Source organism: Mesorhizobium sp. Cs1299R1N3 (genome assembly GCF_037179625.1).
GTDB lineage: Bacteria > Pseudomonadota > Alphaproteobacteria > Rhizobiales > Rhizobiaceae > Mesorhizobium > Mesorhizobium salmacidum.
In genome coordinates this window covers 54,865-76,823 of record NZ_JAPYKQ010000010.1, presented here as the reverse complement: position 1 = coordinate 76,823, position 21,959 = coordinate 54,865, and the positions used below count along the sequence as shown (strand labels likewise).

Below are 21,959 nucleotides of genomic sequence, written 5' to 3'. Positions count from 1 at the left end.
AGCGCCGGCAATACCGCTATACCGGCGGCGGCGGACACCTCCGCCGCCGCTTTTTCATGGTGCGCCAGGCATGGCGCGTAAGTGCGCAAGCACCGTTTGGCCGGCGTGGTTCCGGCCGATGATTTGGAGGCGAGAGTCCTCTACGGGCCCTGGTGATGGGGAACGTTAGCCGAACAGCAAGGGCATCGCCGCGAGGTGGGGTCTGAAGGACGCTGTAAGCAAAGTGCCGGCCTCACGAACAGGAAGCGCATAAGAGGCGCCCGCATCCGGGCGAGGGGTCCGTAAGACCCGAAGCCGATATCGCCCGACATCAGCCGTCCTGCCCTGGCAACAGGTGTGATACCGATGTCGAGAGGCGGCGGTAGGGGGCGGCAGAAGTCAGCAGAAGCCGTGGTAGCTGGACCAAGCGGCAAAGGACTGAACATGTCGAAGGAGGCCGGACCGCTTTTCCGACCGTCTCGAGCAGATGCCTCGCAAGAGGGCAGAAAGCCGGAAGTAGCGGGGCAGATCCCGCAAGGTAAGGCTGGGCGCTTGCAGGAAGGCGGGCATTGAGGACAGCGCTGAGCCCGAGATGAACCGACGTGTACGGAACCGTACGCACGGTGGTGGGGGGGACCCGATCCTGGCGGGAGCAAGCCGGTCATCGTCGGTGCGCGCGGCCAAGTTCCCGCGCAGCCCGCCTCCGCTATGCCGGCCGACAGGTCTCGAGGTCGGTCAGATGACCGCGCGGAACTGAGAGTCAAGGACGATGGAGGCGGGTGCGCCGGCGGTCTGCCGCGACAGGCGGGAGGTCCCCGAACTCACCTGCGGTGCACCCGGCGCACCGTCAGGGTTGAACGCGCCGCACGGTACCCTTGTCGCCGTCTACGATCACCTCGTCGCCATTCGCGAAGGTCGTGGTTGCCTTGGCCAGCGCCACGATACAAGGCAGGCGGTATTCGCGGCTGACGATGGCAGCGTGAGACAGGGTTCCACCTTGATCGGCCAAGCAGGCGGCGATCCGTGTGAACGCGGCCGTCCAGCTTGGAGATGTTCCCTCGCAGACGAGAACGTCGTCCTTTTCAAGCTGGTGCAGATCCTCGGCGTTGCGCACTATACGCACCCGGCCGCGGGCCGTGCCGGGCGAGGCGGCGACGCCTTTCAGCTCGGTCTTTGCCTCGCTCTGGCCAAGCCGCGCCAGAAATTCCTCGCTCATCCCGTCAAGTTCGGTAAGGATCGGATCGACGAACCTGTCCGGCGGCGTGCCGATAAACTTCGGCATGCGTACGCGCTGCCCTTTCCAGTGCGTGTAATAATCCCTACGGTCGCGGACGAGGCTGCCGAAGTCGCGCCACGTCTTTTCTCCCCGCGCCAGTTGCCGCAGTTCAGGCAGGAATAGGAAGCAGGTATCTTCGGCTTCGGCCAGATCAAGCGCGCGGCCGATCGCCAGCGCCGCCCGGCGCAACGGTATGGCGGTGCGCTGGTCAATGTAAAAGTTGTGGTCCTCGTTCCACCAGACGAACGAGGCCGCGCGGTTCGCTTCCAGCCCTTTGTCGAACTCGGCCCTTTCGGGCGTCGAGAGCCGCGCGCGCACCGCTTCGATGGCGGCCTCGCTGTCCTCACGGGCCTTCGCGACCCTGGAGTCAAGATCAAAGCTCTTGCCCGAGGCGAGATTGTTCCGCAGATGCCCGAAGAGCGGCGTCGCGTCCTCGATCCATGGTGCGCTCAGGGGATCGCCGATGATTTCGGTGCGCCAGCCCCATTCGTCCAGGAATGCGCCGATCCGCCCGTCAAGCGCCCGTTCGGCGGCTGTGCCCGACGCCAGCGCGGCGCGGGTGGCTGCCGCGTCAAGCGGACCGCCGGCAAAATGAGCTTCTGCCCCCGCCTCGCGGATCGCGTCGGTCAGTGCCCAGATCGCAGCATCGCCTTCGGAAATCTTCGTCTTGCGGCCGCCGAACATCTGCCCGGCAAGCTCCTTGTTGATGCCGAGCTGTTCGCACAGCCGGTAGAAACCGGCATGGTTCAGCAGCATCAGGTACATGATCTCGAAATGCCGCTCCCAGGTCCAGCGCATGTAGTGAACGCAATCAGTCAGGTAGCCGTCCAGTCCGGCCAGCGTACGGCCCTCAAGCTCGGTCCGCTCTATGACCTGCGCCGATCTGAGCAGCGCCTCCTTCTCGGTATTCCAGAACGCGTCGAAACCCCGGATGAAGCCGGGCATCCGCTGGGTAAGCCGGATGTCGCGCGATGCGAAGGCGAAGGCCGACGCCGAGGGCCGCTCGGTCCCATAGACCGAGGTGCCGACAATGCGGTTGTCATAGCCGTCGGCGGGCGGCAGCGGTGCATGCTGGGCGGCATACTGGTTCGCCCAGGTCAGGCACAGCTCGACATAGGTCAGCCCGAGGGGGCAAAAGCCGTTCGGCCAGCGGTATTCCAGCAGCCAGAATCGATCAAGGTCCTCTGCCGACAATTGCCGGGCGGCGCCGAAATAGACGTTTTCGCTGACGAGTTCCGGAGAAAATCCGGGGTAGCCCTTGTCTGCCAGAAGCTCATTTTCGGTGAAAGTGGTCACGAGCAGCTCCTCAACGCCAGGATTCAGCAATCTTGTCCGCACGCCAGCGCGGCAGTTCGGGTTCCGGCGCGATCGTCGAAATCGGGCGCATCTGGACAAATACCAGCCGCGCCGCCGCGCCCTCACGTCGTTCGGCGACCCATTCGACATCGACCGGCGCGCCTACGCTTTTTTCCAGATCGCGCACGATCCCTCCGATGCGCTGCGCCAGCGTGTCGTCGATCGAGGGCCGGGCGCGTTTGTCTGGCGGCATTGCGGTCTCGATCACGCGCGAACGGCTGCTGTCGAAGACCGAGATCTGAAGTTTGTCTCCGGTGTGTCTGTCGATGACGCGGGTCGCTTCCTTGTCGACCTTCACGCGGTCGGGAGAAATCAGCCCTTGTACCAGCGCCTCGCCAAAACCCCAGGTGGATTCGACCACCACGCGGTCGCGATGCCCCGTCACGGGGTCGAGACTGAACGCTACGCCCGCCGCTTCGGCCTCGATCAGCTCCACAACGCCGACCGCCATCGGCGAATGCACGAAGCTGCGTCCTGCGCGATTGCGATAGTCGACGGCACGCTCGTTAAAGAGGCTCGCCCAGCAATCCCTGACGGCCTGGGTCAGATCGGCCAACCCGGTCACGCCCAGATAGCTCTCGTACTGGCCGGCGAAACTCTTGTCCGCCGCATCCTCGCCTGTAGCCGAGCTTCTGACCGCAAGTCTCGGATCCGGCTTTCCGACTTCCCTGCCGAGCCAGTCATGGGCCCGTCCGATCTCGGAAACGAGCGCCTCCGGGATGTCAACAGTCTGGACGAGCTGCCTCATCTCGGACGAGAGCTTCGCCACCCGGTCCGCGTCGCCGATCCTGGTCGCCTCTTCGAGCCGTCTGAGTTTACGCTCGAGGCCGGATGCGGCAAGACATTCCCGGAAGGCTGCCGTGGTCACAGCGAAGCCTTTCGGGACATCCAGCCCAAGCTGGCCGAGTTCGCTCAACCGGGACACCTTGGGCCCGCTGAGCTCGAAAGCGACGGAATCCATGTTGGCGCTGATTGGGACGATATGTGGCGCGGCTTGGTGCATGTTCTGCTCCTCCTCATGCGTATTTTGCGAAGCCGGCGTCGAGCGCGTTCACAATTCGTTCGATATCGGACGACTCGAGGATTAGCGACGGCGACAAGATGAACATGTTGCCAGACATGCGGACAAGGACGCCCGCATCGTACGTCGCCTCATAGATATCGTTGATTGTCGACTTCGCGGCCGGTGCGCGGCTTTCGCGGCTTTCGACCATTTCCACTGCCGCCATCAGACCCTTGCCGCGTATGTCGCCGATGATCGGAAAGCGCGTTTTCAGCTCCTCCAACCCGCGCAGCAACTCTGCCCCACGCTCGGCGGCATTCGTCGCCACATCCAGACGCTCGGTTTCTTTGAGCGTCGCAAGTGCTGCGGCGGCGCCGACCGGATTGCCTGAATTGGTGTAGCCGTGGCCGATCGTGCCCATCGCAGACTGGTCGGATTCGAACACTTCCGCGATCTTCGGACCCAGAAGGGCCGCTCCCATGGGGAAATAGCCGTTGGTCAGGGCCTTGGCGATGGTCATCACATCCGGCTGGACCCCCCAGAGACGCGAGCCTGACCATGCCCCGGTGCGGCCGAAGGCGCAAATCACCTCATCGGCTACCAGAAGGATGCCGAATTCATCGCAAAGCGCGCGCAGGGCGGGCATGAAGCTTTCGTGCGGAACTATGATGCCGCCCGATCCGGCGACGGGTTCGACCGCGATCGCCGCGATGGTTTCAGGCCCCTCGCGCATTGCGATCTTGCGCACCTCGGCGACACATCTGCGCGCCAGCTCGGCGGGGTCATCCTCGTTGAAGGGATTGCGGTAGGCGTAGGGCGACGGCGCGTGGAAGACGCCTTCCAGCATCGGTTCGTAAGCCTGCCGGAACCGCGCGTCGCCGCACAGCGACGCGCCCCCGTAATGCGTTCCATGATAACCCTTCGAAAAGGCGATGAACCGCGTACGCTGCGGCTCGTTCCTGAGCTTCCAGTATTGCCGGATCAGGCGCATCGCGGTGTCCACCGAATCCGAACCGCCCTGCGTGAAGAATGCGCGGGCCATGCCGTCGGGTTCGAACCACTTCGTCAGCTCATAGGATAGCTCGATTGCCTTGTCGTCGGTTGTGCCCCGAAAGGTCGAGCAATAGGGCAGGATTTCGAGCTGTTCGGCGATTGCCGCTTTTACCGGTGTGGAGCTGTATCCCAGATTGACGTTCCAAAGGCCGCCGACCGCATCCAGAACGCGCTTGCCGTCGATGTCCTCGATCTCGATCCCCGCGGCGCGGACAAAGATCTTCGGCGGGGTCTTCTGCATGTCGGCCGCGTGGGCCATCGGGTGCCACATCAGCCGGGCGTTGGTTTCGCGCAGGAAGTTTTCGTGGGTGTCTTGCGTGGTCATGTCGGTCTCCGTGATACCTAGCTGTTGCCGATCAGCCGACTTGCGCGCTGACTAGCCTCTCGTAGAAGCTTTGCCCATTCCCCGATCTTTTCGTCGTTGGCGCGCGAGGAAGGCGCCGCGATGGCGAGCGTCCCGCGTGCATTGCCGGCGGTGTCCCTGATGGCGACGCCGACGCCGACCAGACCCGGCTCATAAGTCCCGAGCGCAACCGCGAAGCCCCGGCCCCGGGTAATCTCGATGTCGCGCAGAATCTTCCGCCTGTCGGTGGGTGTCGTTTCGAGGAATTTCTCAAGCTTCCCGCGCAGTGTCTGCGTGACGAAGTCGCCCGGCGACCCGGCAAGGAAGCTGATGCCCGATGCGGTGCAGTGGAAGGGCAGAACCTCGCTGTAGTCCAGGTGGACACGCGCCGCATGGGGGCTTTCGACGGCGCCGATCGTCGTCAGCCGGCCGTTGATGAGCCACGAGGCATGTGCGGTTTCGCGCGTCTGGCCGCACAGATCTTGAAGGATGGGTTCGACGGCCTTGCGGATCGGAACCCACGCCTCTCTCTTGGCGGCCAATACGACCAGCGCGGCCCCGAGACGGTAAGTCTTGCGTGCGCCGACGCATTCGAGAAACCCGAAATCGGCCAGTGCCAGAACGTGGCGGCGCGCCGTCGCCGGGTCGAGCCCCGCCATCTGCGCAAGCTCGGACAACCTGAGCTCGGGCAGGTCAAACGTGAACAGGTCAAGCAGCGCCAAGGCCTTGTGGATCGTGCTCAAGTCGATGCCCCTCCAGCCATCGTGCTTCGTACGAAGTTCGGCCTCGAAAATCGCATCAGTTATTGATCGATACAATCAATTAATGAAGCTGTGCTCGTCCATTCCGCCAGCTTTCCGAGGGCGAGGGGCAGCGGAAGGACTCGCGTAAATGACTGAAAATTCTATCAATATGCGTGGCGCGTGGGTTCGCTGCAGGTTCTCGTGGCTCCCATCTTGTCGTCCCTAATAGGTGACAAACCCTGCAGCAAAACGATGTTATAAAACAGTCTAGGCGCGGGCTGATCCTGCGCCCGATGTGCATTGAGGTTCAGTAGGGCGAGGCATGGAGTACAAGGCGGGATTGTCTGTTGACGAGGTGAGCGACCGGGCCGGCGGCCAGGCGATCACCAAGCTTTCGTCTAACGAGAATCCATTCGGACCCTCACCGATGGCCATCGCAGCTGCGCAGACCACGCTTGCGGGTGCGCACATGTACCCGCCACGAAACGACGACAAGCTTTGCGATACTCTCACTGCGTTCCATGGCCGCGGCCTGACGCGCGATAACTTCTTTGCCGCAAACAGCGGTGTCGAGGTGCTGTCGCTGGCCGAAGACGCGCTGATCCGCCGGGGCGAGCGCGCCGTTATCTGTACGCCCTGTTTTGGCGCCTACAGCCAGTCGCTTACGAACAAGGCCGCCGAGATCGACTCGGTGCCCCTGATCGAGCCGGGATTTACGGTCGATGTCGATGCCGTGCTCGCCGCGATCCGGCCCGAGACCCGGCTGGTCTATCTCTGCAACCCCAACAATCCGACCGGCACCTGGTTCGGCGAGGATGTCCTGAGTCAAGTTCTCGACGGGTTGCCGCCGCACGTGACGCTCATCTATGACGAGGTCTACTACCAGTTCGCCACCGAAGCGGGGTTGCCCGACGCGATCCGCCATGTGCTCGATCAGCGCAATATATTGATCGTACACAGTTTTTCGAAGGCCTACGGGCTGGCTGGGATGCGGATCGGCTATGGTATCGCGCCGACGCATATCGCCGCGCGGATCAAGAAGTTAAAGCGCAGCTTTCACCTTGGCGCGCCGGTCATGGCCGCCGCCACTGCCGCCTTGCAGGACACGGCCCATCTGGACCGGACCGTTACCAACAACCACGCCGAACGCCGTCGCCTGAAAGCGGCGCTGGCCGGAGCGGGCCTCGCGGTTGAGCCGAGCCAGGCCAATTTCGTCATGTTCCGCTGCCCCGAGGGGCAGGATGCCGAAAGCCTGACGGCGGCGCTCGTAGCCCGGGGTATCATGGTCCGCCCGGCTTTTTACCTGCCGCAACATGTCCGCGTCACTGTCGGCACCCCCCGGGATAACGACCGCTTCCTTGCGGCCATCACGAATATTCTGGAGAGCTGAACGATGAGCAACACCATGACCGGCGGCGAGGCCGCCGTCCTTTCCCTGCACAATCTCGGCATTAAGACCGTCTTCGGACTGCCGGGCGTCCAGAACGATTGGCTCTACAACGCCTTCTACGACCATCGCGAGAAGTTCCGCATTATCCATACCCGTCACGAACAGGGTGCAGCCTATATGGGCCTCGGCCATGCGCTGGCGAGCGACATGCCGACCGTCTTCAACATCGTGCCGGGGCCGGGGCTTTTGAATGCGACCGCGGCGATGTCGACGGCCTACGCGCTGAACGCCAAGCTGATGTGTCTGACCGGGCAGATCACCACGACCTCAATCGGCAAAGACTGGGGCGAGTTGCACGAGATCAACGGTCAGCTCGACATCATCCGCTCGCTGACGAAATGGGCCGCGCGCGCCAATAGCCCCTCGGAGATCCCTGTTCTGATGAGAGAGGCCTTTCGGCAGATGCTGTCCGGCCGGCCGCGTCCGGTCGGTCTGGAAATTCCGATGGACGTGCTGGCGGGCAAGGCGCCGGCCGATCCCGACGTCAACATGCTGCCGGTCTATGAGCCGCCGCTGGACGAAGAGGCGGTGGAGGCCGCTGCCAGGCTTCTGGGCGGGTCGTCGGCGCCGCTTATTTTCGTCGGCAGCGGCGCGCAGGGAGCGAGCGCACTTGTCCGCCGGTTGGCCGAGACGCTTCAGGCGCCGGTTGTCGGCTACCGCACCGGCATGGGCGTCATGGATGCACGCAGCTACCTGTCGCTGCACCAGCCAGCCGCTAAAGAGCTTTGGGCCAAGGCCGACGTGGTACTGGCCATCGGCAGCAATATGCGGGTGCCGGCGCGCAAATGGATCAAGGCACATAAGCCTGACATCATCCGCATCGACGTCGATCCCACGAGCCACCGCAAATTCCTCACGCCTAAATGCGAGATTACGGCCCGCGCCGAGCGGGCGCTGCCGCTTCTGCTCGACCGGCTTGAAAGCCACAACATCTCGCGCGCCTCGCGCGAGATGGAACTGTCTGAGGTGAAGGCCGCTTGGGCCAAGCGCTCGGCGGTGCTCGAGCCGCAGATCAGCTATCTGACGGCGATCCGGGAAGAGATCGGTGAAGACGGCATTCTGGTCGATGAGCTGACGCAGGTGGGTTTCGCCAGCCGCATCGTCTACCCGGTCTACAAGCCGCGCACCTTCATTTCGACCGGCTACCAGGGGACGCTCGGCTATGGCTTTCCGACGGCGCTTGGTGTCAAGGTGGCGCGTTCCGACGTGCCCGTCGTTTCGGTCACCGGCGACGGCGGCTTCATGTTCGCGGTGCAGGAACTGGCGACCGCCGTCCAGCACAAGATTCCGTTGATCGTACTGCTGTTCAACAACAACCGCTTCGGCAACGTCCAGCAGATGCAGATCAACGACTACGGCGGCCGGGTCATCGCGAGCGACCTTCACAACCCGAATTTCTGCCGCATGGTGGAAAGCTTCGGAGCTCAGGCCTTGCGGGCCGATGCGCCGGATGCGGTCCGGGTCGCTTTGCGCCGCGCAATCGCCACCACCGATGTGCCGACAGTCATCGAAGTGCAAGTCGGCGACATGCCTAGTGTTGATCAGTTCCGGTAGGGCCTGCATGGAAGATCTTTGCATCATTCCCGAGGACAACCCGATCGGCGCAAGCTTTCGCAGCGCCGTGAAGTCGCAGAAGATGATCTTTATGGCGGGGCTGCCCGGCACCAGCAAAAGTCTTCTGCTTCAGCAGCTTACGATACTCGGGTATCAAGCCGGCCGCGGCGTCCATTCGCTTCAGTGGGACACCTCACGCGCCGCGTTCGAAACCGACGAATGGCTTGGTCGCTTCCCCGAGGTCGATAGCGTGACCCATCCAGCGGTTCGGCGGGCCGTCGGCATCTGGGCGCGCGCGGCGGTCCGCGACTGGCACGCCCGCCATGCAGATGACGGGGATATCCTGGTTGCCGAGCTTCCGGTGATTGGCGGGCGTCTTGCCGAATTGATGAGACCCGGCGACGACGCTTCCGAAGCGGTTCTGGCATCGGCCGGCGTCACCATGTTCGTCCCGATACCGACTGTCGAAATGCGCGAGGTCATCACCAGCATCCGCGCCCGGACAAGTGCCGTCCCAAGGCATGAGCGCGAAGCGCGCGATGCCCCGATTTCGATCGTGCGGGCCGAGTGGCTGTTCCTGCGGCATGTCTACAACCGCTGGCATGGTTTCGAGGATTGCGCCGGGCAGGACGCCGAATACGACCCGACCGTCTACCGTGCCGTCTTCGAGCGTCTGCTGCGCTTCAGGAATGCAGGCTTTCTCGATGTCGACCGGACCTTTTCGGCGCCGGGCTCGGCCTACGAACGGCCGGTTCCGGTGACCGAACTTCACGCCACCGCCCCCGAGGTCGCCGCGGCTTATGCAGAAGTGCTGCGGCTTTATGTGGGCGACCAGGCGCTGGACCGTGCGACCGACGGTTGGTGGGAGTACTGAGAATGGCCGAAACGGCAGCAAAGGCACTGATACTGGATTTCGGCAGCGTCGTGACGCTGACGATGTTCGAAACCCATCGCTTTTCCGAGCGCAATTTGGGACTGCCCGAGGGAACGCTGACCTGGATGGGGCCGTTCGATCCCGAAGGCGATACGCTCTGGGCGTCGATGCAACGCGACGAAATCACCGAGCGCGATTATTGGCTGGCCCGCGCAAAAGAGACAGGAACGCTACTAGGCGAGGACTGGACCGAGATGGCCCAGTTCGTGGTGCGCGCGCGCGGCCGGAACACGCATGAGATCATCCGTCCCGAGGTTGTGCCGCTGATCGGCGCACTGAAGGCGGCGGGCAAGAAATTGGCGGTTCTTTCGAACGAGCTTGATATGTTTTTCGGCGCAGATCTGCGCCGTTCGCTGACCTTTCTTGACGATTTCGATGTGATAACGGACGGAACCTATACCGAGGTTCTCAAGCCTGACGCGCGCGCTTACCGGCTGTGCCTCGATGCCTTGGGTCTTGAGGCCGGCGAGTGCGTTTTCATTGACGATCAGATGCGCAATGTCCGCGGCGGGCTCGATGCCGGTCTGCGGTCCGTTCATCTTGACGTCATGCGTCCGCGCGACGCCTTCAATGCGGCGCTGGCTGAGCTTGGCATTGCTGCGCGCTTCAACGCGCCAGGCGTCCTGGAAACCACCGGCACGGAGACTGCGCAATGAGCCTTCAGCAAGCACAGATCAACGCTCTGAGGAACCTTCCGGTGCCTCCAGGGCTGAATTTTATTGACAACGAAGCCGTGCCTGCTGCCAGTGGCGAGGACATGCCCGTATTCAGCCCGATCGACGGTACGGAACTGACACGGCTGGCGGTGTCGGGCGGCGAGGATATGGATCGTGCCGTGACTGCTGCACGCCGCGCCTTCGAGGCTGGCGATTGGGCCAGGATGGCGCCGATGGACCGCAAGAAGATCATGTTTCGCTGGGCGGATCTGATCGACCGCCACGCGCTTGAAATCGCGGTTCTGGGCGTGCGCGACAACGGAACCGATATCCGCATGGCGCTGAAGGGCGAGCCGCAATCCGCCGCCGAGACCATCCGCTTCTACGGCGAGGCCATCGACAAGCGGAACGGAGAGATCACGCCGACGCGCAAGGAGGTGCTGTCGCTGATCCACAAGGAGCCGGTGGGCGTCGTCGGCGTCATCATTCCTTGGAACTTTCCGCTGATGATCGGGGCTTGGAAGCTGGCGCCCGCGCTCGCCGCCGGCAATAGCGTCGTCGTCAAGCCCTCGGAGGAGGCCGCGCTGTCGACACTGCGCGTGATCGAACTGGCGGCCGAGGCCGGCATGCCTCCGGGCGTCCTGAACGCCGTCAACGGGCGCGGGGCCGTGGTGGGCGAAGCGCTGGGTCTACACATGGATGTCGATGTGCTGGCCTTCACGGGGTCGGGCGGCGTCGGCCGACGGCTTCTGGAATATTCGGCGCGGTCGAACCTGAAGCGCGTCTATCTGGAACTTGGCGGCAAGTCTCCCAACCTCGTCTTCGCCGACGCGCCGGATCTCGAGAAGGCGGCGAAGGAAACCGCTGCCTCGATCTTCCGCAACAACGGGCAGGTCTGCGTTGCCGCCTCGCGGCTGGCGGTCGAGCGCCCGGTCTATGACGACTTTATGCAGATGGTGGCGAAGGAGGCCGCCGCGCTGAAGATCGGCGACCCGCTGTCGCTTGAATATTCGACCGGTGCCCTTGCCAACGTGGCGCAGCTCGAAAAGACCAAGTCGGCCATCGCGCGCGCGCGCGGGCAAGGCGCGGAGATATTTCAGGGTGGCCATCAGATCCACGCCGAAAGCGGCGGCTTCTACCATGAGCCGACCATCCTAACGGGCGTTCACGCCTCAATGGATGTTGTCCAAAATGAAGTCTTCGGCCCTGTGCTTGCCGCACGCGCCTTCGATTCAGAGGCGGAGGCTATCACCATTGCCAACGAAACCGTCTACGGGCTTTCCTCGGTGCTGTGGACCGCCAACCTGTCGCGCGCGCATTGTATTTCAGCGAAAATCAAGTCAGGTGTCGTTCAGATTAACTGCTACTCCGGTGCCGATATCACCGCCCCGCTTGGCGGAGTGCGCCAATCGGGTAACGGCTCGGACCGTTCGTTGCACGCGCTCGGGAAATACGAAAATCTCAAGTCAAAGTGGATTCAACTCTGAGCGCGGGCGAGGCCCCATCGCGACTGACTGGAGGCCATCCGGCCTCAACGGCAAATTGCGAAGAGAGCCGATTTTGAGTTTATGGAAAGCTTTTCGTAAGCCCGCTTACGATAGGTGGTGACCGTATTTGGGCTTACGTCCAGTTCATGGGCAATTGCCTCGGTCGTCAAACCCTTCAGTATCCAGTAGCAAGTCTGGCGTTCGCGGTCCGAAAGGGAAAGAAGCGGATCCTCCAGCGTATGATCTTTTGACGAAGCATAGTGCAAAAGCACCAGCCGCGCCGCGATTTTGAGCAACTCATGTAGTTCATCCCGCTCATCAACGGTATACGGCCCTTTCTCCAAATAACGATACAAATTTACAACCAACAGCAATTCGCCCTGCTTTGCGAGCAGGGCGATTTTGTCGACAATTCCCGGGACTGAGTAGAAAATCCGTTTGTAGGCGTCATTCATCGCTAATTTCAACTCGTCGAGAGTAATGATCTCGACGCAATCCTGCTTATTTATTCTCCGGATACGATGCCGCAGCGGGTCGCCCATATGACCGTGCAAAATGTAGTTCTCGGCTAGTATTCTCGCCTCTACCTGCGGTCGCGTGTTGTACGAAAGAAAGCATCGAACTTTGTTAGGGTAGTATGAAAAGATCATACATTGCTGAGACCTAAGTGGACCAGTCGCGAATGATTGGAAAGCCTGGTTAAAGCGCACCGATCCAACGGCATCCAGACATCTGGACACATGATCAAGAACCGAGCGCGCCTCCAGGCACGATGTTTCCAGTTTTCCCATCATCGCGGTGTTTTTTATGCGCCCGGAAGTGCCGCCAGTAAAGACCCGGCCACACACCCCATAAGTAAACACTAACCCTGTGGAGGTATTCAGCCCGGACCATTGTCTATGGAGCCCGAGCCGTCCGCTTCTAAAAGCGGCTGCGAGGCAACCGCGCGACGAAGCTCTTGACCTATCTCGCCGACGTCACCGTCAACGGTCATCCCGAGGCTTGCGCCGCGCGGACGTGTCACGCGCGCGATCGAATTGCTTGCATAAGGCAGAACCTAGTCGTCGTTCTTTACAGTTTCGTACTTCGCACGTGCCTGTTCCATGAGCGGCCGGTGTTTGATTGCCCAAGTGGCGAGGACGCGCAGCGGCTCGATAAGCGAGCGGCCGAGCTCGGTCAGTTCATATTCCACCTTCGGCGGAATGGTCGCGTAGGCGGTCCGCGTTACGAGGCCATCTCGCTCGAGCCCGCGCAATGTCAGCGTAAGCATGCGATGCGAGACGCCGCCGATCTCGCGCATGATCGCGTTGAAGCGCAGCGGGCCATTTGAGAGCGCGCCGACAACCATGACAGTCCATTTGTCGCCAATCCGGTCCAAAATCTGACCGACCGCGCGGCATTCGTCGGGATGATGCTCAACAAAGGCAGATTTTGGCTTTTCCGATACTTCCAGGCTCATCGCGTAACCTTCGAATTTGTATCACGAACAAAAATGTGCGCGACGTACATCTCTGTGCATTCTTGTGCTCTTACACGATATCGATCATATCGTCACTAACATTTTGTTCGTGGATCGAGAAGGAGTATCCAAAATGAAAATCGGTGTGAGTGGTGCGAGTGGCAAGCTGGGCGGAGCCGTCGTTGCGGAATTGACCGCGCGAGGCGGCGGCCACGAACTGGTCGCGATCTCGCGTTCACCCGAAAAACTCAGCGGAACGGTTGAGGCACGGCAGGGCGATTACGATCAACCCGCAACGATATTGGAGGCTTATGCAGGCCTTGACCGCCTGCTGATCATTCCGAGCGCGGACTTGCGCGTGGGGGTGCGCGGCGCCCAGCTCAAGAGCGCCATCGATGCCGCCCTGGAGGCTGGTGTCGGGCATATCTTCCTGATCTCGGCGGCGGGTACCCACGAGGAAGCCGACCCGAGCCTCGGCGCAGCCTACTGGACGGGCGAGCAGCACCTCATCAAGACCGCGCCACGATGGACAGTCCTGCGGATGAGCTACTACGCAGAGAGCATGGCGGACGAGATCAAGATGTCTCAGGGCCAGGGCGTGCTTGCAGGCCTGGGCGATGAACACGTCGCCTACGTTTCGCGCGACGATCTGGCCGCAGCGGCGGCCGGCGCGCTGCTGGGGCACGATCATGAAGGCGCGATCTACACCGCCACGGGGCCTGTCGCCGTCACCGGGCCCGAACGGGCCGCGATCGTTTCGGAGCTGCTCGGCAAACCGATCGGGTTCGCCGTCATCACCGAGGAGCAATTCCGGGCCGGGCTTTCACAGTCGGGACTGCCCGAGCTCATCGTCGAGGCATTCGTCGAAATCAAGCACACTTTCGTCAACGGCAAGTTCGATATCGTGACCGGCGATGTCCAGCGTCTCTCCGGCCGATCCCCGAAATCCTTGCGCGACGTCCTCGCTCAGCAATTGGTCTAAGCGCGGTTCGTCAGAGATGATCAGGAAATATGCCTACTGGATCAGCACTGCGATTCTGTGCCTGCTCTACATTGCTTCGGCGACCATGTACCTGACGATGGCGGATCACGTGCGCCAAGCTCTCGTGGGGCTTGGCTACCCTGCCTATCTCCGGGAAGTCCTCATCACCGTCAAAATCCTGGGTGTCGTCGCGATCCTGTCGCGCGTCAGCGTGCGTCTCAGCGACCTTGCCTATGCCGGGATGTTCTACCACCTGCTGCTCGCGTTATCGGCGCATATCAACGCCCACGACGGTGGGTTTATACCTGCGGTTGTGGGGCTCGTGGCGCTGGTCGTCTCGTTTCTCACCCAGAACGCGGCGCGTGCAAAGAGGTCGCCTTATCCGCTACTACCTGAGGTCGCAAGCCGCCGAACCCTCCCTGGAGATCAGCAATGAAGCGAATACAGTTTCATCGATATGGCGGGCCGGAAGAAATGCGCCTCGAAGAGTATAAGCTGCCCGAGCTGGCCGACGACGAGATTATAGGTGCGGGTGAGTGCTTCCTCGATCAATCCTGTCGACTGGAGATCCGCCAGGGTGCGATGAACATGATGACCGCGTCTGATCTCCCGTTGAACATTCCATCTGGACATGCCCCAGTGGCCAGTCCGACAGTCAGCGCCAAGCTTATGCTCGCCGGTCCCTACCATCGTAATCAGGCCGCTTCGACCCAGGCCGAGCACGCCGGCCTGGAGGAGCGTGCCGCGATCTCGACTAAGGTAGTCGTTCATCGTCGCGGTCACAAAGGCGCAAGGTGTGAAGCAGGCGCCGATCTCGCGCGACAAGGTCGCCTCGGGGGCGATCGAGTGGTTGATGACATCGGCGCCGAGCGTGCGGAACATCATGGCCTCGGCCGGTGTGGTCAGGCGCGGACCATAGGCATGGCCGGCGACCAACCCTTGTTCGATACCATGGACGCGCCCCTCCGATGGCCAAAGTCGGCTGGCCGTCTCGGCCAGGATCGTGGCGCAGTTAGTGCAGACGATCTGCTTACCGCTGGCGTCAAACTTCTGGCGTCCCGGCAAAAGGGAATATGGCGTCTGGGTCGGCTCGATGATGTCTGCCGCGATGACCAGGTCGCCGCTGCGGATCGCCCTGTTCACCGCGCCGACCGTCGAGCAGGTGACGACGCGCTTGACCCCGGCCTCTCGTAGCACCAGAAAGCACGGCGATGGCAAGCATGATCGACTTCGTCCCGCGGGTTGCCATGCGAATACATGCAGAGCGCACGGCGTGGCTGCCTGTCGCTTGTGATCTCGCCGTCGAATGACAGGAGCTTCCAGTTTTCCCTGCGCCCATAGGGCGTCTCGAAAGCCAAGTCGCGGGCCAGGACCTCCACGCCCGCCATCGGCACATCTCGGAAAGGCTAGCCCCCAACTCGCCGAGCCGGTGATGAGGGCCAGCTCGACCATTGGGATTGTCGCGGGGGCGGAGCTGTTCGTGGTCATACGGGCATTCCTGTCGGGTCTAGGCTTCTGGCGCGAGGCAAAGACGAGGACGACGGCAACGACGAGGCCGGTACAGAGCGTCGACATCGCGGCAATGGTCGGGTCGATCTGGTCGCGCAGCGAAATGAACATCAGCTTCGGCAGCGTGGTGTTCGCGCCGCTCGATACGAAGATCGATATGATGGCTTCATCGAGCGAGCTCAAAGCTGCCAAGCCTTACACATCAGGTCCGCCGTACCGCTCGAAATGTCCCGGCATAACGATTTGTGTCAGGGCGATCCCGGCTCCTCGATCTGACGCAGCAGTGCGTCAACGGCCAACCGCCCGGCTTCGGCAAGATCGAGGAAATGCGCGAGCAAGGGCACGGCCAGATATTTGCTTAGCCGCGTGTTGTCCCGGACGAAAAGCCCGACATCACGTCCCGGCACCAGACCCCGCTTGGGCAGGGCACTGATCCCCAGAAGTCCGTGCTCGCTTGAACACATTAAGGCGGTCGCCGGTTTCGGAAGGTCGAGCTGCGTTCCGGCTTGACTCGGGCATTTAACATAAGATCATTATCCGCGCCAACCCATTGAAATAGCCGCATAATCTTGAGTTCCATAAGATAGATTATGCGACTTTCACCAGTAAATGACAAATATATTTTGCGCCTTAAAGGTAATGAACCGTCATTCTGCTAGTATTTACCGGCACTCATCAAGGACGACTAATAAACCAGTCTATAACAGTAACGCCTACTCGACGTGTTGATTTGAAAGCCAGGGCGCTACTTAAGCTGCCACCATCCTTTTGATCTAATTTTACGGGAGACTCTGAACTCTTCTGAGCAGCCGGGCGCGCGTTCCAGGGCAGACCATATCGTCCTTCGCTCACCTCCCCTCTCGGCGCACTCACTTGTGTGGCATACAATAGACGCCCTCGGATACCATCAGTACCGCGCCACCCTTCAACTCGCTCAATGCGCCGACCCACGCTTGCGAATAAGTGCGGCTAGCATCCACGGCCGTCAGCCAAAGAACGCGATTGTCGGCCAGTTCAACTTTAACTTCCTGCTGCAAAGGGCTCCCCTGCACGGTCTGCTGATAGTGGCGTTTGATCCTGACATTGCTGGCCGGAAACTCAGCTTCGTTGCTGCCGTAGTTCAGCACAAATCCAGTGTGGTCCTCAGCCACTGAGCAACTGCCATCACGCTCGCACACGATTTTGGTAGCTGTGTTGCAGTCCCATTTTAGTGAAGCGGGCCACATAGGATTGTCCAGGTTTGATCGCGGCTTGTCGCTCTGACCAGCCGCTGTCAACACAGCGCCTGTGTTCAAAATCACAGTGGACAGGAGAAGCACCTTGAACACTACAAACCTCCCTGAATTGTCACCCTCATAGTACCTCGTCCTGCGTGATCGCCTGGCTCATGGCATGTTGAGATTGAACCAGCTTTTCTGGCGCACGCCGTTCGCGTCATCATACTCGATGAACCAGGGCTTTCCGCGCATCGGCCGAGGGATGGTATAGTAGGTGAGGCCATTACCAAGGGAATGCCCTCGATCGTTTCCCGCAGTCTGGATCGTTGCCGCAACCACCTTGCCGTCGATTTCGATTTGGACCGGACGTGTTCCGTCTCCATGATGCCCGCCGAGGGCGTTGTTTTTGAAAACAACGGGCAAGGAGAGCCTATCGGCCGCGATGCGGCAGATGTTCCGTTCTTGAGCTAAGCCCGGCCGATCGGATTCGGAGCTGCCGACTGCTTGCCAGCCGGACGGACAATCCTCATACTTCTCAAATCTCGCCGCGCTGGAGTTGGCTTGTGGACAGGTCGGCCAATTAAAACCCGGGGCTTCCATCGCCGCAATCAATTTGTAAATTGGCGGGTGGCACGAGGAGGTGCCTTGCCAGTCGCCGGAAAGACATAGGAGGACCTGACAGCCCCATTCCGACGCTTTTGATTGGGATGGAAGAGCTGCGGCGCCCGCGATGGCGACGGCACCCCCTAGTAGGAATTTGAGTATGGTCATAGCCTTTCCTCACTGCAGATTTGACAGTTTACTATGGATGATCCGCGCGAAAAAGGACAGGTCGAAAAGGCAGGTTTGTGCGACTACATCGATTTATGAAACGAGACGACGGAGGTGTGGTCAACAACCCGTTGCGCGCCAACATTGCACTGACGCTTGAGCGGGAGAGAGCCAGACGCGGCCTATCCCATATGCACATGGCCGAACTGTTTCGGACCGCCGAGGGCGAAAAACTGGCCTATCGAACCTACATTCAGACTGTGCGTCAGAAAAATAATGTCACATTGACGACGCTGCAGATCATGGCAAACGGCTTGCAACTGCCTTTTGCAGCACTGCTCGCCGGCGGCAAGAAAGTTCCGGAATGGGCGCATCGGTTGGACGACAATGCGATCCGCAAGCGGCTGGCGCACATCATCGATTTTGAACGACAACGACGTACTTTGCACCGCTATGAGATGGCCGAACTCATCGGCGTGGCGGAGGCGACATTCACGAAACTGGAACGCGCGAGCGGCAATATCAGCGTGGACACGATTGCGGCGATCGCCAAGGCGTTGAAACTTGATCCAGTGACCTTCCTGTTTTCCGAAAAGATCCCGCCTGGCGGAGCCGACACCTAGCCGCCCCAAGAGTGTTCCTAAAGGGCCTATAATACACTCCCAGCCGGCGGCCGCTCCCATGCCCCTGCCGGTCAGGCCCGGCGGCCGACTAGACTAGCACCCCTGCGGCTGTCGGGCCGCTGCTGTCATCGTCGGATGTTAGCCTGTTGCAGCGGTGGGGATGATTAGGGGACTTTGACATGGACGACTGTGCCGGCGTCGGGAATGCTGCTCATGAAGAGCTTTCCCTTGAGGGTCGAAACCATATGAGAACAAGCCGTCAAACCTAGCCCGGTGTGATTGCCGGCGCGTGTAGAAAAGAAGTGTGTCGTGGCCTTCTCGACAACTGCCGGTGTCAAGCCCGCGCCGTTGTCGCCCACTTCCAAGGGTCGGTTCCGATAGGGGGCGAGCCAGATTCATCACTTTCGTGTCGTGTGATGCCCACCAGAGAATTTGCTGGTGAACTGGCCGGCCAACGCCAAACTCATGCTCGCCGGGCAGACTTGTCAGCACACGATAGAAACCGCTTCAAGCTCAAACCGGCCAACAAAATGTATGGCGGCATGGCGAGCGAATAATGACCGCAGTTTAATTCCAAAATATTTGGCCTAGCTCCGGCCTCCTTCAGCCTCTGCATGAACCTCTCCGACAGCTCTGGCAACACCACTTTGTCTCTCTTAGCCAACACAACGTGAAGACCGAGATCAGGCCGTGCCAAACTATGTGCGTAATTCTCCAAGTTAAGTGGACCCCAGGCCCTTCTGAGATCGGTCAGCTCAATCTCAGGCTCGAGACTAGCACGTATCAATCGTGTCGCGCGACCCGTCCAAACCATATCCGCTAGACTCCCCGCCGTCAGAAACAACGAGGCTTTCGACACAGCCGAGTCGTGCGCCGCGAGCACGCCCGCAACCCAGGAGCCTAAGCTCATACCGAGAACCGAAATCTCTCGATAGCCTTCGATCTTCAACCAACGTATGAGTTTTCGCCCATCCAATACTGCCTGCCTTACAGATTGGATCGTTCGACCGAGATTAGGGCTAAGCATATAGTCAGCGTGCACGGAGCCGGGACGGCTGCGCTCGAAGTGATAAGGCATAGCAATCTCGACAACCGTGATGCCACGTTGCGAGAAAAAGTTGGCGATCTGACGATTCCGGGAACTTGCATTCCAATGGTGAAAAATCACCATCGCCTGATCGTACGACCCGCTTTCTGTGATTTTCGCCGAGACGACATTGTTCTGTTCGATATCAGTAGAAATGTCCGATGGAAATTTGAGCCACCCATCTAGCCTTTCGAACCCCTGATCACTCACATTCGGGTCACCGAAAAAGGCTGGATCAGCCACGGCTTGGTCCGCAAGGGTACAGAATTCCTCGATACTTGTTATCTTATTCGCACCTGGAAAGGCGCGTTCCGCGTCAAGGGCGAAATCCGTTGATTTCTTCCCTTCCTCACCGCGTCGCGCCCGCCGCTCATCCCAATGATCAAGCCAACTATGATACACTCTGATTGTTTCCCAACTTACTCGCTTGCCACCGCCCCCATCCTGGATCAAACAGGCCGTATATTCCGAACAGCACTCCAACGCCCAGAAGGATCGAAAAGCCAGCAAATGCATCGATCAGCAAGTAGCCAGCCACGAGTAACGCTACGACTGACATTCTCCACAAAGACATACAAAACCGGAGTTCGACACCTAAACGGATGGAGCCGTACAGAAATACAGCACAGGTCGAAATAGCGATAAGAAGGCTACTGTAATGGGTCGGCCTACGGTAGCTGATCACGGCGGTCACATCATTACGCCCATAGAAAGCGGAAGACATATCGCCGACCAGCCAAGCCACAATATTCTCCCCACGCGATGTCAGATAAGCACTCTGAAGCTTCATGACTATGGCGATCAGAAGCCCCAAAACAGTACACCGAAAAATCGCACGCATAACCCTGAGGCTGGCTTCATGGAGTTCGTATTGATAATCCACTTTCGGCCGATTACTCGCTGCTTTTCCAATTCTCCAAAGATCATGGACCACTGTATAAAGCAAAATGAGGCCTACGAAGAACAGATAAAAACATAGGCACATGTATAGGTAAGCGAGTCCCGTGAATACGATCGCTTCCGGCACCGATATAATTTCAGGGCGCACAATCGCTAACGAGCCCCAGTCCGTCGCATAGCTGCCACCACCTTTGAGCAACGGGATTAAAGACACGCCGATCCATTGAAAAAGACCGGCGAATACCACACAAATCAAAAACACCGCCCAATATGAATACGAAGAAGCTTGTACGCTGCGCGCCCAGGCATCGTCGCTTTCCATCTTGTCGCCCTGCGCTACAAGCTTTGGGCGGCCTTCTTCTTTCCAAAAGGTCACCAGCTCGGTCACGAAGGCAAAAAACAGTGGCAAGAATACCATGAAGACGAATGTCCAATTCGCTGTCCAGAGAAACCCAACCTGCTTGACGACGCCATCCGCCCGGCCATATGTCACGCTGTGAATCCCCGTAAGATATGACAAAAACCCAAGGGCAGTGACACCCGCAAACACCGACGCCGGTAAATTCAGGGGAGATCCGCGGCTAAAAAAAGCCTCCGATTTCCTCGCCAAACTAAAACGTCGGCTCGGCCCGTTGGGGTCAGTATCCCGTGTCAGCACTGCTGGGGAGTCTGTCTCGTCATCGAAGGTCGCAGTCAGTGCCGTATCTGGAATCTCCTGTGCAACGCTGCTTCCGGCTCTCTTCCATTCTCGTCTCTTGGCCGATAGCCGCGATTGCGCCGCACTAAGCTCCATCTGCCATTCGCTAGTTGCGACCGGATCATCGCATCCAAAAATCCTCGCCAGCCAACGAATGTTGGCAGTGCTAATTCCCTTCTCGTTCTCTTGAAACCAAAGCTGCACCGTTCGCAGATCGACCCCAACCCGGTTGGAATCAATCTGTGAAATCGCCTCTGCAAGCAGCTCGGGCGTCCATGGGCCAGCAGGAAACCCGTCTTTGCCCAACAGTCGACCCGCGCCCGCCGCCGCCAGTCGTTTGAATAATTCTTTGAAATCACTCCCGTCTCTCGGTGGAGGGAGAAATAACTTTCCGTTCTTAAACAACAACTTATAGGCTCTAGTTTCGTTCCGCTTCGCTAGGCTTCGTATCTTATCGTGCCTTCGTGCTCAATCAACGCTTTTATCAACTCGATTTGGCCGGCACGGGAGAAGATCGAATGACGGGTGACCCGCTGGAGAGGCTGAACACGGTTGTTGCGGGGAGATGTTTCGCAAACCGCCGGCCAAGGCACTAAACTGCCCGGATCGGTCGCAATTCTGGTGTTACAGACTTTGCGGACTGTCGGGAGCAGGCCGAGTTCAGATCATGGACCGGCGCACCTTCGACGGTTCCTTGGTTTTCTGGATGCCGGCGACAGGGTCGACGCGGGTTGCTGGCCAGCACCAACACCGGTGCCGAAGGCAGGCCGATGCCGAAGATATCGAACACGGCAACCGGACATGCTTGCGAACCCGAGCCCTTGTCGAGCATCCTTTCGCCGAACAGAGGGACGCATGGGACTGTTCATCCGCACCATCG

Annotated in this window: 20 protein-coding genes and 1 pseudogene; 8 read left to right on the top strand and 13 right to left on the bottom strand. The window is 60.1% G+C overall.

Translation table 11 applies throughout. The annotated features are described in order from the left end of the window. Positions 1–826: 826 nt before the first annotated feature. Genes O7B34_RS21000 through O7B34_RS20985 form a run of 4 tightly spaced genes read right to left on the bottom strand, consistent with a single transcriptional unit; the run spans position 827 to position 5,753 of the window. The gene (locus O7B34_RS21000) at positions 827–2,551 is read right to left on the bottom strand and encodes a PEP-utilizing enzyme (RefSeq protein WP_337147866.1); all 1,725 of its coding nucleotides are present in this window, start codon (positions 2,549–2,551) and stop codon (positions 827–829) included. A 10-nt stretch (positions 2,552–2,561) separates the two neighbouring features. Further along, positions 2,562–3,572 (bottom strand): PEP/pyruvate-binding domain-containing protein, encoded by a 1,011-nt coding sequence (locus tag O7B34_RS20995; RefSeq protein ID WP_337148000.1) that lies wholly within the window; start codon positions 3,570–3,572, stop codon positions 2,562–2,564. A gap of 55 nt (positions 3,573–3,627) precedes the next feature. Further along, entirely contained in the window at positions 3,628–4,992 is a 1,365-nt protein-coding gene (locus O7B34_RS20990; RefSeq protein ID WP_337147865.1) for an aminotransferase class III-fold pyridoxal phosphate-dependent enzyme, read from the bottom strand. Positions 4,993–5,009: 17 nt separating this feature from the next. After that, on the bottom strand, positions 5,010–5,753 hold the full coding sequence (locus O7B34_RS20985; protein ID WP_337147863.1) for an IclR family transcriptional regulator: 744 nt from the start codon (positions 5,751–5,753) through the stop codon (positions 5,010–5,012). Between the two features lie 322 nt (positions 5,754–6,075). Here O7B34_RS20985 and O7B34_RS20980 point away from each other — a divergent pair, with 322 nt between their 5' ends. Genes O7B34_RS20980 through O7B34_RS20960 form a run of 5 tightly spaced genes read left to right on the top strand, consistent with a single transcriptional unit; the run spans position 6,076 to position 11,834 of the window. After that, a complete protein-coding gene (locus O7B34_RS20980; RefSeq protein ID WP_337147862.1) occupies positions 6,076–7,143 on the top strand; it encodes a pyridoxal phosphate-dependent aminotransferase in 1,068 nt (355 codons plus the stop codon). A 3-nt stretch (positions 7,144–7,146) separates the two neighbouring features. Next, complete coding sequence (locus tag O7B34_RS20975; RefSeq protein WP_337147861.1) at positions 7,147–8,757, top strand: thiamine pyrophosphate-dependent enzyme; 1,611 nt, start codon at positions 7,147–7,149, stop codon at positions 8,755–8,757. A 7-nt stretch (positions 8,758–8,764) separates the two neighbouring features. Beyond that, positions 8,765–9,631: a hypothetical protein gene (locus tag O7B34_RS20970; protein WP_337147860.1), complete on the top strand. Its 867-nt coding sequence runs from the start codon at positions 8,765–8,767 to the stop codon at positions 9,629–9,631. Positions 9,632–9,633: 2 nt separating this feature from the next. Continuing rightward, on the top strand, positions 9,634–10,347 hold the full coding sequence (locus O7B34_RS20965) for an HAD-IA family hydrolase (protein WP_337147859.1): 714 nt from the start codon (positions 9,634–9,636) through the stop codon (positions 10,345–10,347). Further along, on the top strand, positions 10,344–11,834 hold the full coding sequence (locus O7B34_RS20960) for an aldehyde dehydrogenase family protein (protein ID WP_337147858.1): 1,491 nt from the start codon (positions 10,344–10,346) through the stop codon (positions 11,832–11,834). Before O7B34_RS20965 ends, O7B34_RS20960 begins: the two co-directional genes overlap by 4 nt. A gap of 44 nt (positions 11,835–11,878) precedes the next feature. Here O7B34_RS20960 and O7B34_RS20955 read toward each other — a convergent pair whose 3' ends face one another. Then, a complete protein-coding gene (locus O7B34_RS20955; protein ID WP_337147857.1) occupies positions 11,879–12,376 on the bottom strand; it encodes a helix-turn-helix transcriptional regulator in 498 nt (165 codons plus the stop codon). Between the two features lie 515 nt (positions 12,377–12,891). Then, a complete protein-coding gene (locus O7B34_RS20950; protein ID WP_337147856.1) occupies positions 12,892–13,293 on the bottom strand; it encodes a winged helix-turn-helix transcriptional regulator in 402 nt (133 codons plus the stop codon). Positions 13,294–13,426: 133 nt separating this feature from the next. On the opposite strand from O7B34_RS20950, the gene O7B34_RS20945 reads away from it, so the two are divergent. After that, positions 13,427–14,275, top strand: a complete 849-nt coding sequence (locus tag O7B34_RS20945; protein WP_337147855.1) for an SDR family oxidoreductase — start codon at positions 13,427–13,429, stop codon at positions 14,273–14,275. A gap of 16 nt (positions 14,276–14,291) precedes the next feature. Beyond that, positions 14,292–14,711: a DoxX family protein gene (locus O7B34_RS20940; RefSeq protein ID WP_337147854.1), complete on the top strand. Its 420-nt coding sequence runs from the start codon at positions 14,292–14,294 to the stop codon at positions 14,709–14,711. Here O7B34_RS20940 and O7B34_RS20935 read toward each other — a convergent pair. The 4 genes and pseudogenes from O7B34_RS20935 to O7B34_RS20920 form a co-directional block, all read right to left on the bottom strand. Next, positions 14,702–15,976 carry a phosphorylase family protein gene (locus O7B34_RS20935; protein WP_337147853.1) on the bottom strand — a complete coding sequence of 425 codons (1,275 nt, stop codon included), beginning with the start codon at positions 15,974–15,976 and terminating at the stop codon, positions 14,702–14,704. The two genes, O7B34_RS20940 and O7B34_RS20935, sit on opposite strands and share 10 nt — an antisense overlap. 56 nt (positions 15,977–16,032) lie before the next feature. Further along, positions 16,033–16,260: pseudogene (locus tag O7B34_RS20930) on the bottom strand (LacI family DNA-binding transcriptional regulator); the annotation flags it as partial. 393 nt (positions 16,261–16,653) lie between these two features. Then, positions 16,654–17,112 carry a hypothetical protein gene (locus O7B34_RS20925; RefSeq protein WP_337147851.1) on the bottom strand — a complete coding sequence of 153 codons (459 nt, stop codon included), beginning with the start codon at positions 17,110–17,112 and terminating at the stop codon, positions 16,654–16,656. 57 nt (positions 17,113–17,169) lie between these two features. Beyond that, the gene (locus O7B34_RS20920) at positions 17,170–17,772 is read right to left on the bottom strand and encodes a hypothetical protein (RefSeq protein ID WP_337147850.1); all 603 of its coding nucleotides are present in this window, start codon (positions 17,770–17,772) and stop codon (positions 17,170–17,172) included. A gap of 95 nt (positions 17,773–17,867) precedes the next feature. On the opposite strand from O7B34_RS20920, the gene O7B34_RS20915 reads away from it, so the two are divergent. Next, complete coding sequence (locus O7B34_RS20915) at positions 17,868–18,395, top strand: helix-turn-helix domain-containing protein (RefSeq protein ID WP_337147848.1); 528 nt, start codon at positions 17,868–17,870, stop codon at positions 18,393–18,395. Positions 18,396–18,559: 164 nt separating this feature from the next. Here the strand turns inward: O7B34_RS20915 and O7B34_RS20910 are convergent, their stop codons facing one another. From O7B34_RS20910 to O7B34_RS20900, 3 genes are all read right to left on the bottom strand, one after another. Then, a complete protein-coding gene (locus O7B34_RS20910) occupies positions 18,560–18,754 on the bottom strand; it encodes an ATP-binding protein (RefSeq protein WP_337147998.1) in 195 nt (64 codons plus the stop codon). Positions 18,755–18,858: 104 nt separating this feature from the next. Then, a complete protein-coding gene (locus O7B34_RS20905; protein WP_337147847.1) occupies positions 18,859–19,884 on the bottom strand; it encodes an RcgR family putative quorum lactone hydrolase in 1,026 nt (341 codons plus the stop codon). Continuing rightward, positions 19,874–21,484, bottom strand: a complete 1,611-nt coding sequence (locus O7B34_RS20900; protein WP_337147997.1) for an RcgA family putative transporter — start codon at positions 21,482–21,484, stop codon at positions 19,874–19,876. Before O7B34_RS20900 ends, O7B34_RS20905 begins: the two co-directional genes overlap by 11 nt. Positions 21,485–21,959: the final 475 nt, after the last annotated feature.